The organism is Canicola haemoglobinophilus (assembly GCF_002015075.1).
Lineage (GTDB): Bacteria > Pseudomonadota > Gammaproteobacteria > Enterobacterales > Pasteurellaceae > Canicola > Canicola haemoglobinophilus.
On the sequence record NZ_MUXZ01000022.1, the window covers coordinates 1 to 14,753 of the forward strand.

Here is a 14,753-nt window from a genome sequence, read left to right on the forward strand (position 1 = left end):
GAATTTGGGATGGGGTCTTAATGGATAAATAACAAAAAGCACCTTGAGTTCTAATCAAAGTGCTTTTTATATGTTTATTTATATAAGTTAAGCCAGAATGTTATCTAATTCTTTGCTTACCTCTTCAACTTTTTGTGTACCATCTAAACGGAAATATTTTGTATTGCTTTGTTTAGCTTCTGCTTGGTAGTAGTCAACTAAAGGTTTAGTTGTATTATGGTAAACTTTTAGACGATCTAAAACTGTTTCAGGTTTATCATCAGCACGAATAATCAAGTCTTCGCCTGTTACGTCATCTTTACCTTCCACTTTTGGTGGATTGTAAATGACATGGTAAGTTCTTCCTGAAGGTTGATGAACACGGCGACCGCTCATACGTTCAACAATCACTTCATCTGGCACATCGAACTCCAATACATAATCAATACTAATGCCAACAGATTTTAACGCATCAGCTTGTGGAATTGTGCGTGGGAAACCATCAAGTAAGAAACCTTTTGCGCAATCTTCTTGTGCAACACGTTCTTTTACTAAAGAAATAATTAAATCATCTGGTACTAATTGACCTGCATCCATTAAGATCTTGGCTTTTTGTCCTAATTCACTACCAGCTTTAATTGCTGCGCGTAACATATCGCCAGTAGAAATTTGTGGAATCCCAAATTTATTCATAATGAACTGAGCTTGAGTACCTTTACCAGCACCAGGTGCCCCTAAAAGAATGATTTTCATATTAACCTCATAAACAATAAATAAGCCGGCATACCTTACCTTGATTAGCCAGCAAACTCAAGTGTGGTATAAAATTTTCTTATTCTATTCCATGCTATTTGCCAAGTTTTTAGCAAGATTATCATTTACTGCTGAAGAGCTTTTGCGTTTATCCCACCATAAAAATAAATTTGCTAGGATTGTGCCGGAGACAGAATGCCATACACAAGATACCGCACAAGCAATCGCAGACTCTGCATTGGTTGGGAAGAATTTTGAACTCAAGCCTGTGGCTAATCCTGCATTTTGTACACCTACCTCAATAGATAAGGTACGCTTTTTCGCTGTACTCATACCAAATAAACGGCCAGCAAGGAAACCCAAGATATAGCCGATAACATTATGGAAAACGATACAAATAAAGATAATAAAACCAGATTCTAAGAATTTATTTCCATGTACTGCTACTACGCCACCAACAATAAAGGCAAAATTAATTACGGCAACGCCAGGCATTAATTCGCGCAGTTCTTGGAACCATTTTTTATTTTCAAACATCATGTTCATCATTGAGCCAATGCCAACTGGGACTAATGTGACCAACAACATAAATTTAAACATTGCCCAGCCGTCCATTGCGATGGTTTCACCAACTAAATAATTTAGCAAGAGGGGAGTCATTACGGGAGCCAAAATCGTAGAAACAGTGGTCATCCCTACAGAATAAGCTACATCGCCTTTACAAAGGAAGCTCATAATATTTGATGCAACACCTCCGGGGCAGCAACCTACAAGTACTAAACCCAAAGTTAAACCTAGAGATAAATTAAAGAATTGCGCAATAGAAATCGCAACAAAAGGCATGATGCTATATTGAGCGATAGTACCTATTAAAATATCAAAAGGGCGTTGAGCAAGAATACGATAATCTTCCTTACCTAACGTCATTCCCATAGATAACATAATTAAACTAAGAACAATAATTTGCGCATCGCCTTTGACACAAGTAAAAAGGCTTGGTTGATAAAAGGTAACGCAAGCGAATGCGATGATAACAAGTGCGGTGTATTTTGCCAAAAGATGACTGGATTTTTTAAGTAGGAACATAATTTTCTCCTGATAAGCATATTTAATGCATACTGGATAAAATTCTTTCCGAAAAATAATGTGAAGTCAATGTTGATTTTAGTGTTTTAATTTAATTTTTTGTAGTTTGATGAGATTAAATTTTTATTTAAGTCGAAATAATAACTTTTATTTGGAGTTTTATTTTGTTTTTATTCTTTGTGGTAGCATATGTTAAAGGGTAAATAACAGGAAGATAGTAAGTATCACTTTAAGCTTAATACTTAAATTATTTTGAATAAAAGTAGGAAATTATTAGGGTATCGGCTTCAATGCGAGAATTTCTGCTTGAGTAATTGTTTTAAAGAATCTTTTGCTTGGATTTTTAATTTATATTGAGGTCGGTTACATTGATCAAAAAAATGTATTGCTAAGCTAGCATGTTGATATTTTTCATTTGTTGGACGAAGTGTTAAATTAACATCACATTGCATTTGAGCAAGATTAGCAGTCCCTTTTCCTTCAATCATAATCTGCTCTGTAAGCATAGAAATATCATTTAAGTATAATAATTTACCGTCACAATTTGAATTTAACTGTAACTGAGAAAAAGGCATATCTTTAGGCGCATTTTCTTTATCATAATTGATTGGCAAGATACCGCTGGCGAGCTCGAGTAAGTTAATGCTAGATAGAGTGCCTTGCTTAATGCCGATTGGCATATCTAATTTTGTTAATTTCCCCTCTTGTATTATGCCATTGGCAAAAATCTCCGCTTTGCCTGTTATTGCAGGGGACAGATTTGCCATTTTGAGCCAATGTTCAATTGGGAATTCGTGACTATTAAATTGTAGAAAACCTTGTGTAAATAGAGAGTTAGCTAATCTCACAGTGTATTTAAGCTCCGCTGAGCATGGCGTGCATTTTTGGTCTTTAAACAAAAGCGTTAATATTTTTTGTTCATCAGCTAATTGTTTAATGTCAGCTACTATCGAAACTGGTTGCTGATTTATAAGCATATCGGCTTCAAATTTAGGATGGGCCATTTCATCTCGCTGAAAAACGCCTTTAATAATATGAAAATTAAATTTACTTTTATCTAAATAAAGAGACTGAGCAAATTGTAAATCAAGCAGAACATCATCAAATATGGCTTTGTTCTGTTGTAGTTTAATTTTTCCTAGAATTGATAGCTGTTGAATGCTTGGAAAAGAGCTGGAAGTGCTAGTAATTTTGTTTAAAACCACATTATTCAGGGCAAGTTCACCTGTTAATAACGTACCAATATCTATTTGAATATTTGTGGTTTCAGCTTTAACTGGATAAGAAAATTTAGCATATTGAAGATTGGTAAGAGCGATCTTTGCTGGAAAAAACTCAATGGAGATTTTATCTACTTCCATTTGATTCGCTTTTAATTTTTTGACTAGTGTTGATTGGATTTTACCAATTTGTACATAAGTAAAAATTGCCATTCCAAGAGAAAGTGCGGTAATTAAAAGCGAAATTTTCTTCCACATAAGACTTTTCTCTTACTTGTCTTCATTAATACGACTACCAACCGCACTTTGTTGGTGCTTATATTTGGCATCTTTGCGACTAGTGTAAGGCTGGGCAGCTTTACCGCTTAGCACTTCAAAACTCAATGCACCAATGACCATATTTGGACGTAAGGCGAGCGGTAATTTTCCAGAATTAAAAAATTCTAAAACGATTTTTCCTTCCCAACCTGGATCGATTCGATGTGCAGTAACATGAACCATTAATCCCAAACGAGCCAAGGAAGAACGTCCATCTAACCAACCAATAATATTTGCTGGTAATTTTACTGCTTCTAAGGTTGTGGCTAAGGCTAATTCGCCTGGATGTAAAAAGAAAGCTTCATTTTCAGCAATAATAATTTCATCACTCATTACCGCTTCAAGTTGAGCTGAAACTTCTTCTTTGGGACCACTTAAATCAATAAAAGGCGCAGTATGCTCACGAAATACACGGAAAGAATTTCCTAATCTCACGTCAACAGTTGCACCATTAATTTTGCTATTATCAGGTCTAGGCGTTAAAGAAATAATGCCTTGATCCAAGTATTTCTCAATATCCGTATCACATAATCTCATTTTTGTTCCTTACTTGTTATCTAACAAATGTTTAATCTGAGCTTTTAACATATTAATTGCAATGCGGTTTTTACCACCTTGTGGAACGACAATATCAGCATATTGTTTTGAGGGTTCGATAAATTGTAAAAACATTGGGCGAACTGTTGCTTGATATTGTTCAATCACAGATTGTAACGAGCGTCCACGCTCTTCCATATCACGTTGTAAACGGCGAATAAAGCAGATGTCTAGAGGTGTGTCAACAAAAACAGACATATTGACTTCTTGACGGATACGTTCATCTGTTAATAATAAGATACCTTCTAAAATAACTACTTTTTTAGGTTCAAAATGGGTGACTTCTTGAGTTCTAGAGTGTTCAACATAATTATAAACAGGAATATCGATCGCATTTCCGAGTTTGAGAGCCTTTAAATGTTGAATTAATAAGTCATGATCCATGGAATTGGGGTGGTCATAATTCGTTTTAATTCGTTCTTTAAAGGAGAGATGACCTTGATCCTTGTAATAACTATCTTCTGCGATCATGCCGATTTCTTCATACCCTAACTCGTTACAAAGTTCTTTATGGATAGTAGATGAAATGAGGCTCTTCCCTGAGGCGGATGCACCAGTGATCGCAATGATAATGCAGGATTGATCTGACATAAATAGTAATTTGCCTAATTTAACTAAAACTAGAGGGCAATTATAAAGAAAATTTGTTAGTATTTACAGCATCCATCAAGAGATTTATGTGTAAATCTCGCTTATTTTTTTTATTGTGTGATTTTCCTCACATTATTTCATTTTTTCTTGATGTATCATTTTAAACGCCCTTAGTGAATATTATTAAATGAGGAGATGAAAATGAATATGAAAAAAATTTCTTTAGCAATATCAACCGCACTTTTATCAGTAGGATTAATGGTCACTGCACAAGCTCAAGCTAAAGGTCGTTTGGTTGTATATTGTAGTGGAACAAATGCGCTATGTGAGGCTGAAACTAAGGCTTTTGGTGACAAGCACAATATTAAAGTATCCTTTATTCGTAACAGTTCAGGTAGCACTTTCGCTAAAGTAGAGGCAGAGAAAAATAACCCTCAAGCAGATGTTTGGTATGCAGGAACTTTGGATCCTCAGTTACAAGCGAGTGAACTTGGTTTGACCGTGGCATATCGTTCTCCTAACATTGATCAAATCCTTGAGCGTTTTCAAGATCCTGGGAAAATAAAAGGAAATTATAGTTCGGCAGTTTATATGGGGATATTAGGTTTTGGTGTGAATACTGAACGTTTAAAAAAATTAGGTATTAATGAAGTGCCTAAATGCTGGAAAGACTTATTAGACCCTCGTTTAAAAAGCGAAATTCAAATTGCTGATCCGCAAAGTTCTGGTACTGCATATACAGCTATTGCGACGTTTGTACAGCTTTGGGGCGAAAAAGAAGCATTCGATTATTTCAAACAACTTCACCCAAATGTTTCTCAATACACTAAATCAGGTATTACACCATCAAGAAATGCAGCTCGAGGCGAAACCACAGTGGGAATTGGGTTCTTGCATGACTATTCGGTAGAAAAATTACAAGGTGCTCCAATTGAATTGATTGTTCCTTGTGAGGGAACTGGATATGAGTTAGGTGGTGTAAGTATATTAAAAGGTGCGAGAAATCTTGATAATGCGAAATTATTCGTAGACTGGGTGCTTTCTAAAGAAGGTCAAGAACTGGCTTGGAAAAAAGGTGAATCACACCAAATTTTAACAAACATAACTGCTGAACAATCTCCAACAGCATTTGATCCTAAAACATTAAATCTAATCAACTATGATTTTGAGAAATATGGTGCAGCCTCTGAGCGTAAACGTCTAATTAGCAAATGGGTTGATGATGTTAAACTAGCGAAATAATGTTATTTTTATTAATAATTGGTGCGTTTTACGCACCATATTTATTTAAATAAGTGTCTATTAATTGCACAGGTGGTACTACGATTTCATTAAAGTGCGGTAATATTTCTAATAGATTTATGATTGGAAGTGTTTTGCTTTCTTGGAGGTTCTTATGAGAAAGCAAATAAAACTTTTTAATTCAAGTATTTTTTGGATACTTTTGGCTCTGTTGGGCTTTGCATGTCTACCCTCAAATGCACTCTATTATGGATTATTTGATTCGACAACAGAAGAGATCCTTGAAGCTATGGGTTGGTTTCAACCTAATTTAAGTTGGATATGGTTTGGTACACTATTCTTTGTTCCTGTAATATCTGCTTTATTAAAGCCTAAAGGCGAATATTTACAAGGACTGTTCGAATTCGCTGTTGTATCAGCCGTTTTCGGTTTTGTATTCATTTCAGCGATTCTTGCAAAAATTAGCCTTGGCTATTCGGTTTTTGTATTGATTGTCAGTTTGATAGCGTTAGCGACAAATGCGTTAGCAAAAATGAAAGTAATGCAAAGCGATAAATTTATTATTGCCTCATTATTAAGCATCATTTTGCTGATTTTTTTCTTTATTGTGTATCCAACCTTTGCCATTTTTATTTCCATGTTTTATGACGGCTCAGAGTTTGTTCCAAGCCAAGTATTACGCATTATTAATCAACCCTATGTACTACGTATTATCGGTAATTCATTGAGTGTTGCAGGAAGTGTTGGTATTTTAGCCAGTTTCTTTGGTTTAATTTTCGCCCTTTACACTACAAGAATTGCAAAAAGAACAGCATTTATTGGCAAGATCTTTTCTATTTTACCTATAGTTACACCGCCTTTTGTGGTTGGACTTGGGGTAACGTTAATGCTAGGTCGTTCTGGTTATGTCACCGCATATTTAGTCGATTATCTAGGATTTAGTAGCAACTGGTTATATGGTTTTACAGGTATTGTCATTGCGCATACACTAGCACTCACACCAATGTCCTTCATGATCTTGGAAGGTGCATTAAAATCTATTCATCCATCTATTGAAGAAGCATCTTACACATTACGCGCTAACCGCTATCAAACCTTCTTTAATATTATTTTTCCATTATTAAAACCGGCCTTAGCAAATTCATTCTTAGTAGTGGCAATTCAGTCGTTGGCTGATTTCAGTACGCCTTTAGTACTTGGCGGTAGCTTTGATGTAATCTCTTCTCAAATTTATTTTTACATTGCTGGTTCGCAATTAGACTATGCCTCTGCAAGTACCTTGGGTACATTGCTATTGATTTTCTCATTAGCAATTTTTGTTATTCAATATATTTGGATTGGAAATCGCTCTTACGTTACTGTGTCTGGTAAATCCTATCGTGGTGATGTACAAGATTTACCTAAGATGATGAAAGGCTTAATTATTTTCTTATTAGGTTTTTGGGTCGTATTTAACTCTGTTTTATATGGCAGTATTTTCTATGGTAGTTTCACGGCTAACTGGGGTGTGGATTATACTTTAACCTTAAAACACTATATTACCTTATTTGGACAAGGTTTTAGTGATGGCGCATGGCCTTCATTGATTCAAACTGTACTATTTGCAGCAAGTGCGGCGCCAATTACGGCGATTTTTGGTTTGTTAATTGCCTATATTACAGTGCGCCGAGATTTTAAAGGTAAGAAAACTTTAGAGTTCCTCACTTTGCTTTGTTTCGCAGTACCAGGAACTGTGGCTGGGGTTTCCTATATTTTGGCTTTTAATGATGCACCAATTTACTTAACGGGAACAGGTTTGATCATTATTTTATCAATGGTCATGCGTAATATGCCTGTGGGTATGCGAGCGGCAATTGCTGGCTTGGGGCAATTAGATAAATCCCTTGATGAAGCATCATTATCCTTAAAAGGAAGTTCGTTTAAAACCATTGTATTTATTGTGTTCCCATTGTTAAAACCGGCATTACTGTCGGCATTAGTGACGAGTTTCGTGCGCGCAATGACAACAGTGAGTGCGATTGTTTTCTTGGTTACAGCGGATACCAGAGTGGCAACTTCTTACATTTTAAATCGTGTAGAAGACGGTGAATATGGTGTAGCAATTGCTTATGGGTCAATCTTAATTGTTGTGATGATGGCAATTATCTTATTGTTTGACTGGCTCGTTGGCGATACGCGAATTTCTCGCTCAAAAGCGAAAAAAATGAATTAATTAGCACCGCACTCAATAAAAGTGCGGTAGAAAAATAAAAAATTTTAATGAAAGGCAATGAATATGAATAATGATTTTTTAGTACTGAAAAATATCACAAAATCTTTTGGCAAAGCTACGGTTATTGATAATTTAGATTTGACCATAAAACGAGGATCAATGGTTACCTTGTTGGGACCTTCAGGTTGTGGCAAAACAACAGTGTTACGCTTAGTTGCAGGGCTTGAAAGTCCAACTGAAGGGCAAATTTTTATTGATGGCGAAGATGTCACAAAATCCTCCATTCAAAATCGTGATATTTGTATCGTGTTCCAGTCTTATGCTTTATTCCCACATATGTCCATTGGCGACAACGTTGGCTATGGGCTAAAAATGCAAGGTGTAGATGCTGAAGAGCGTAAACAAAGAGTAAAAGAGGCATTAGAGTTAGTTGATTTAGCTGGCTTTGAAGATCGTTATGTAGATCAAATTTCAGGTGGTCAACAACAACGTGTGGCATTGGCTCGTGCTTTAGTGCTTAAACCAAAAGTTTTATTATTTGATGAACCATTAAGTAACCTTGATGCTAATTTACGCCGTTCAATGCGTGAAAAAATTCGTGAATTGCAGCAACGTTTAAATATAACGTCTTTATATGTTACTCATGATCAAACAGAGGCTTTTGCGGTATCTGATGAAGTGATTGTGATGAATAAAGGTAAAATCATGCAGAAAGCACCAGCAAAAGAGCTATATCAATATCCAAATTCTCTGTTCTTAGCAAGTTTTATGGGGGAGAGTAGCATTTTCGATAGTTGTCTAGAGCAAGGAAAAGTGACCATAAATGGCTATCAATTTGTCTTACCTAATGCGGATAAATTTGCTTTAGCGGATGGCGAATGTTTAGTGGGGATTCGTCCAGAAGCGGTAAAACTTAAATCGGAAGGAACAGCGGAGCAACGCTGTGTGATAAAAAGTGCGGTCTATATGGGAGATTATTGGGAAATCGTAGCAAATTGGGGAGGAACTGATTTACTCGTCAATGCTAACCCAGAAAGTTTTTCACAAGAGATGAAAGAAGCTTATGTGCATTTAACTGAAAGTGGTGTCTTTTTGTTACGAAAAGAATAATCACGACTTCTTATATAGCAAAATAGGGCAAATTAAATTGCCCTATTTTTGTTTCTATTTTTATGATTTATTTCCGCCTAATCCTACATAACCACGTCTTTGTAATGTGGCTTCTTTAGATTTTCTAATCATAGCTTCGATTGTTGTACCTTGAACTAAAATAGAAAAAAGTACCACGCTATAAGTGACGATAATAAATAAATCACGCACATTCATACCGATATTTTCTAAGAATACACTTGTTGTTGGAATAGAAAGCGCCATAGCAAGTGATAATCCTCCGCGTAGTCCACCCCAAGTTAAAATACGCAAAGTATAAGGGTTATACACCGTTTTCATACTTAAAAATTTGAATGGGATCCATACGCTGACATAGCGACAAATTAAGCACACAGGAATAGCAATGATACTTAAAATAATGGCTTGTGAGGTAAAGTTGACTAACAACATCGCGGAGCCAATTAACAAGAATAAAAGTGAGTTTAAGAAATGGTCGATCATTTTCCAAAAGTGATCAAGGTAATGTTGGCTTTGCTCTGAAAAGCCTGTGTGCCTTGTCCAGTTGCCAATCATAATACCTGCGACAACCATTGCTAAGGCTCCAGAAACATGAAGTAAATTTGCCAACATAAATCCAGCTGTTGGAATCGTTAACGTCAGCAAAATTTCTAAGCTACCGTCATCAGTAGCTGAAATCAAAAAATGAGCAATTACACCTAAAATTAGGCCGAATAAAATTCCACCTACGGCTTCGGTCAAAAAGAGTTTTGCAATTCCCGTTGCGCTTGGTTCATGTCCACCAAATGCCACAGCAAAAATCGTAGTAAAGATCACTAAACCTACACCATCATTAAACAAGGATTCACCCTCTACTTTCATGGAAAGTTTTTTCGGTGCTTTTAAGTTTTTAATAATGGCTAAAACTGCAATTGGATCCGTTGGTGAAATGAGCGCACCAAACAAAACACAGTAAATAAAATCGATGTGTAAACTTAATAAGTGAGAAATTCCATAGAATAAAATGGCAATAAAGAAAGTGGATGCCAAAGTTGAAAATAAAGCAAGAATTGTGATTTCTAATTTTTGGCTTTTCAATACTGGTAATTTAATTCCTAATGCACCAGCAAAGAGCAAAAATCCTAAAATACCATTTAATAGGAACCCTTTAAAATCAATGCGCTGCATTACGTTCTGAGCAATGTCATCTAAATGAAATAAATTTGCAGAACCAGCCATTAATAATACTAATGAACTCACAGTCGCTGTTGCGGTAACCGCAATAGTGTACTGAATTCGATCACTGATTTTTTGCGTCACGAAACCGATTAAAATCGATATTGTAGAGAGAAAACAAATGTAAGTATAAATACTCATAGTAGGTACCTTCTAAAATTTAAAAATCTGCTTATATTTTATTAATTAATCACATTAACAAAATATAAACAGACTTGGATTGTTAGAATTTAGCTAACTGAGTTACGATTGACTTTAGAAAGTGAAGAAAATGTAACAAGAAAAATTCTTGCGTAGTATAAGGAAAGTCCTACTTTTTATAAAGTTTATTTTTATAAAATAGCCAGAAAGGGTTAATTTATATCGCGCTTTTTGACCGCTCTTTTAGTGCAAAAATGTTGTTGAGAAGAACATAGCAGAATGTCTTTGTCGTATTCTGCTATGCGATATTGAGAAACTAAAATTTAGCATGTAGCCACAACAACAATTTCTACTTTCCATTTTGGATCTGCTAATTGGCTTTGTACAGTCGCTCTAGCTGGCGCGTTCTCTGGATCTACCCATTCATCCCATGCTTTATTCATTGCTTGATAATCTTGCATATCTGGTAAGAAAATTTGTGCAGTCAGAATATTACTTTTGCTAGAACCTATTTCTAATAATAATTTATCAATTAATCCTAAGACCTCTTTGGTTTGTAAATAAGCATCAACATCCGTATTTTCTGGCACTTGCCCGGCAAGATAAGCGGTATTATTGTGGATAACCATTTCTGATAAACGTCCATTAGAATGAAAGCGTTGTATTTTCTCCATAATTTCACCTCGTTGAATAATTAAATAACGCACAAAGATTATAGCGATTTTTGTAAAAATGGACTAGGATCTGCAAGATTTATTCTTCAGCTTTAAGAGAGGATATTTGTGTGAAATTACTGATTTCTAACCAGCATGGTGCCATTTTAATGGCGTTAATTCCATTTTTATATGGCATGCTTTTGGGCAACCCCATTTGGCTACATTTTTTCTTATTATTAGCTTGGTTTAGCTTGTATTTAATGACATATCCTTTTCTTAATTTATTCAAGGGTAAAAACGTACATTTCGCCAAATATCAAAAATGGACGTTGATTTATGGTACAGCAAGTTTAATTTTTGCCTTGCCTACACTTTGGCATAATTGGCATATTTTATATTTTCTTGCAGCCATGTTGCCTTTTGTTGCTATTAATATTTACTTTGTTAAACAAAAAAATGAAAGAGCGTTAATAAATGATTTCGCTGGAATTATCATTTTCGCTATTGCAGGTATGGCAAGTTATTATTTTTCTACCTTTACTTTTAACTCGCAAATTTGGTTAGTGGCATTATTGCCAACCTTGTATTTTGTTGGTACGACTTTATATGTCAAATCCTGTATGCGTGAGCGTAAAAATCCTAAATATTTATACGCTTCTTATTTATGGCATATTGCTTGTATTGGTTTATTTGTTATTACTCAGCAAATTTATCTTGCGTTGGCATTTGTTCCACCAGCAATACGAGCTTATCTCTTACCCAAGAAAAAACTCTCCGTAAAACAAATTGGTTTTGCTGAGATTGCTATATCTATCTTATTTTTTATTCAACTTATTTTTGCCACTTTATAGCGCAGAGATTTACTATGAAATTATTAATGTTATGTCGAGAACCTCGTCTTTATAGCTGTCAACGTTTAAAAGCCACAGCGGAAGAGAATGGGCATCAAATGGATATTTTAGATCCTAACCGTTGTCTATTAAAACTCTCACAAAATGCACCGCACTTTGAGCTGTATTATCAAGCCAATACAGAAAGTGAGCCTTATTTATTGCCTGATTACGATGCAATTATTCCTCGTTTTGGGTCTGCAAGTACCAAAATGGGCTGTGCAGTATTACGACATTTTCGTGCAAAAAATATTTTTTGTTTAAATGATGATGTTGCTTTTCTGAAAGCACGAGATAAGTGGCTGAGCTTGCAATTATTAGCAGAGCAAGGTATTGCAGTGCCTAACTCGGTGTTGAGTGGCGCTGAATTTTCTGCCAACCAAGCAATTAAGCAAGTAGAAACGCCAACTATTTTGAAGACTTTGAGTGGCTCACAAGGCATTGGGGTTATTTTGGCAGAAAATCGTAAAAGTGCGGTGAGTATTGTAGAAACTTTAACGCAAGCTGAAGTGCCTTTATTGATGCAAGATTTTATTGAGGAAGCAAAAGGGACAGATATTCGTTGTTTTGTTATTGGCGACAAAGTGGTGGCGACCATGCAACGTATTGGGCAAGAAGGCGAATTTCGTGCGAATTTTCATCGTGGTGGTAGCGCCGAAAAAATTCAGCTCACAGAACAAGAAAAAGCCCTTGCATTAAAAGCGACAAAAGTGTTGGGGTTAGATGTGGCTGGTGTTGATTTAATTCGCTCTAAACAAGGTTTATTAGTGTTAGAAGTGAATGCCAGTCCAGGATTGGAAATGATCGAAAAAACGAGCGGTATTGATATAGCATTGCAGATGATTGTGCATATTGAAAAGCAGCTTGCACTATAAGCTTTTAAACAACGATGTTTTGCTGAAAGTGCGGTAGAAAAAGAGCTCGTTTTTTGCTTTAATAAGGTAGTCAAAATATAACAATAATTAGGGGGTTATTATGATTATTTACTTACATGGTTTTGATTCCAGTAGTCCAGGTAATCACGAAAAAATTTTACAGCTTAAATTTATTGATGAAGACGTGCGTTTTATTAATTACAGCACATTACATCCTCGCTATGATATGCAATTTTTGTTGAATGAAGTACATAAATTAGTGTCGGAAAGCAAAGATCCTCAGCCTTTAATTTGTGGCGTAGGCCTAGGCGGTTACTGGGCGGAACGAGTAGGATTTTTGTGTGGAATTAAGCAAGCCATTTTTAATCCTAATTTGTTTCCACAAGAAAATATGGAAGGAAAAATTGATCGTCCTGAAGAATATGCTGATATTGCTACCAAATGTGTGGAAAATTTCCGAGTAAAAAATCAAGGTAAATGCCTCGTATTTCTATCCAAACAAGAAGAAATTTTAGATGTACAACGTAGTGCAGATACCTTGTCGCCTTTCTATGAAATCATCTGGGATGAAAATGAAACCCATAAATTCAAAAAAATCTCCCAACATTTACAACGGATCAAAGCCTTTAAAAGTGCGGAATAAATAGGTTTATTATGTCCTTTTGGTATGAAAATCACGTTATAGCCAAGTTGCTTGCTTGGCTATTATTTCCTCTCTCTCTCGCTTTTTGGTTTATTTCTTTTATTCGCCGTTCGCTGTATCGCTTAAATTTGCTGAAATCTTACCGCCCTTCTGTGCCTGTTTTGATTGTGGGGAATTTGTCTGTCGGTGGAAATGGAAAAACTCCAGTCACAATTTGGTTAGTGCAACAATTTCAGCAGCAAGGCATAAAGTGCGGTGTTATTTCTCGTGGCTATGGTAGCCGAGCGGAGCAATATCCCTATTTAGTTAAAACAGATGATAATCCAACTATTTCGGGTGATGAGCCCTTATTAATCGCACAACGCACAGGCGCACCAGTTTGTATTTCGCCCAATAGACAGCAAGCAATTGAACTTTTATTAGCTCAATTCGATTGCGATTTGATTATCAGTGATGATGGTTTGCAACATTATAAGTTACAACGTGATTTTGAAATTGTTGTGATTGATGGCGAAAGAATTTTTGGCAATGGTTTTGTCATGCCCTCAGGTCCTTTAAGAGAATTGCCGAGTCGTTTAGAAGAAGTGGATCTGATCATTAATAATGGCAAGTCAACGGCTTACAGCAATACTTTAATGCGCTTAGTGCCAAAGTTTGCGGTTAATTTACTGAGTGGAGAACGTAAATTATTAACTGAATTTCAATCTATTCCTCTCAATGCTATTGCTGGTATTGGTTATCCACAGCGCTTTTTTAAGATGCTACAAGATTTGGCTTTATCTCTTGAAACTACACAAGGTTTTCAAGATCATCAAGATTTTAACGCAACGCATTTTGCCAAATTTCCCCAAAATCAACCGCTCTTTATGACAGAAAAAGATGCAGTTAAATGTCGTCCTTTTGCACAGAAAAATTGGTGGTATGTACCTGTTGAGGCGGATATTCAGGGGGAGAATGTGGCACCATTTATGCAAGCAGTTTTACAAAAAATAAAGGAGAAAAAATGAACGGAAGATTATTAGAAATTGTGGCTTGTCCAATTTGCCAAGGACGCTTGAAATATGACAGCGAAAATGAGCAACTGATTTGCAATTTTGATCATGTTGCTTATCCGATAAAACAAGGTATTCCCGTATTACTTGCTGATCAGGCAATTAGTTTATCTCAGTCTTCAACACATACTGAACAAGAAAATCAGTAAGGAGAA

General features: G+C 35.7%; 15 protein-coding genes. 8 read left to right on the forward strand and 7 right to left on the reverse strand.

All coding sequences use genetic code 11. The annotated features are described in order from the left end of the window. Window positions 1-87: 87 nt before the first annotated feature. The 5 genes from adk to udk form a co-directional block, all read right to left on the reverse strand. Complete coding sequence (gene adk, locus B0186_RS07795; protein ID WP_078218807.1) at window positions 88-732, reverse strand: adenylate kinase; 645 nt, start codon at window positions 730-732, stop codon at window positions 88-90. A gap of 84 nt (window positions 733-816) precedes the next feature. Next, the gene (locus B0186_RS07800) at window positions 817-1,818 is read right to left on the reverse strand and encodes a bile acid:sodium symporter family protein (RefSeq protein WP_078218808.1); all 1,002 of its coding nucleotides are present in this window, start codon (window positions 1,816-1,818) and stop codon (window positions 817-819) included. Between the two features lie 287 nt (window positions 1,819-2,105). Beyond that, entirely contained in the window at window positions 2,106-3,296 is a 1,191-nt protein-coding gene (locus B0186_RS07805; RefSeq protein WP_078218809.1) for a hypothetical protein, read from the reverse strand. A gap of 12 nt (window positions 3,297-3,308) precedes the next feature. Beyond that, complete coding sequence (gene dcd, locus B0186_RS07810) at window positions 3,309-3,893, reverse strand: dCTP deaminase (protein ID WP_078218810.1); 585 nt, start codon at window positions 3,891-3,893, stop codon at window positions 3,309-3,311. Between the two features lie 9 nt (window positions 3,894-3,902). After that, entirely contained in the window at window positions 3,903-4,544 is a 642-nt protein-coding gene (udk, locus tag B0186_RS07815; protein ID WP_078218811.1) for a uridine kinase, read from the reverse strand. A 201-nt stretch (window positions 4,545-4,745) separates the two neighbouring features. Between udk and B0186_RS07820 the strand changes: the two genes are divergently transcribed. From B0186_RS07820 to fbpC, 3 genes are all read left to right on the forward strand, one after another. Then, complete coding sequence (locus B0186_RS07820) at window positions 4,746-5,786, forward strand: ABC transporter substrate-binding protein (protein WP_078218812.1); 1,041 nt, start codon at window positions 4,746-4,748, stop codon at window positions 5,784-5,786. Between the two features lie 154 nt (window positions 5,787-5,940). Next, window positions 5,941-7,998, forward strand: coding sequence for an ABC transporter permease (locus tag B0186_RS07825; protein ID WP_078218813.1), 2,058 nt, complete (start codon window positions 5,941-5,943; stop codon window positions 7,996-7,998). Window positions 7,999-8,061: 63 nt separating this feature from the next. Beyond that, window positions 8,062-9,108 carry a ferric ABC transporter ATP-binding protein gene (gene fbpC, locus B0186_RS07830; protein WP_078218814.1) on the forward strand — a complete coding sequence of 349 codons (1,047 nt, stop codon included), beginning with the start codon at window positions 8,062-8,064 and terminating at the stop codon, window positions 9,106-9,108. 60 nt (window positions 9,109-9,168) lie between these two features. On the opposite strand, the gene B0186_RS07835 is transcribed toward fbpC, so the two are convergent. Further along, window positions 9,169-10,482, reverse strand: coding sequence for a cation:proton antiporter (locus tag B0186_RS07835; RefSeq protein WP_078218815.1), 1,314 nt, complete (start codon window positions 10,480-10,482; stop codon window positions 9,169-9,171). 323 nt (window positions 10,483-10,805) lie between these two features. After that, window positions 10,806-11,156: a RidA family protein gene (locus B0186_RS07840; RefSeq protein WP_078218816.1), complete on the reverse strand. Its 351-nt coding sequence runs from the start codon at window positions 11,154-11,156 to the stop codon at window positions 10,806-10,808. Between the two features lie 110 nt (window positions 11,157-11,266). On the opposite strand from B0186_RS07840, the gene B0186_RS07845 reads away from it, so the two are divergent. The 5 genes from B0186_RS07845 (at window position 11,267) to B0186_RS07865 (ending at window position 14,747) form a co-directional block, all read left to right on the forward strand. Further along, window positions 11,267-11,989 (forward strand): YwiC-like family protein, encoded by a 723-nt coding sequence (locus B0186_RS07845; protein WP_078218817.1) that lies wholly within the window; start codon window positions 11,267-11,269, stop codon window positions 11,987-11,989. A gap of 14 nt (window positions 11,990-12,003) precedes the next feature. Continuing rightward, window positions 12,004-12,903, forward strand: coding sequence for a RimK family alpha-L-glutamate ligase (locus B0186_RS07850; protein ID WP_078218818.1), 900 nt, complete (start codon window positions 12,004-12,006; stop codon window positions 12,901-12,903). A 100-nt stretch (window positions 12,904-13,003) separates the two neighbouring features. Beyond that, window positions 13,004-13,546, forward strand: coding sequence for an alpha/beta hydrolase YcfP (gene ycfP / locus B0186_RS07855; RefSeq protein ID WP_078218819.1), 543 nt, complete (start codon window positions 13,004-13,006; stop codon window positions 13,544-13,546). Window positions 13,547-13,557: 11 nt separating this feature from the next. After that, entirely contained in the window at window positions 13,558-14,553 is a 996-nt protein-coding gene (lpxK, locus tag B0186_RS07860) for a tetraacyldisaccharide 4'-kinase (RefSeq protein WP_078218820.1), read from the forward strand. Continuing rightward, window positions 14,550-14,747, forward strand: coding sequence for a Trm112 family protein (locus B0186_RS07865; RefSeq protein WP_078218821.1), 198 nt, complete (start codon window positions 14,550-14,552; stop codon window positions 14,745-14,747). The genes lpxK and B0186_RS07865 overlap by 4 nt, the downstream gene beginning before the upstream one ends. Window positions 14,748-14,753 lie beyond the last annotated feature (6 nt).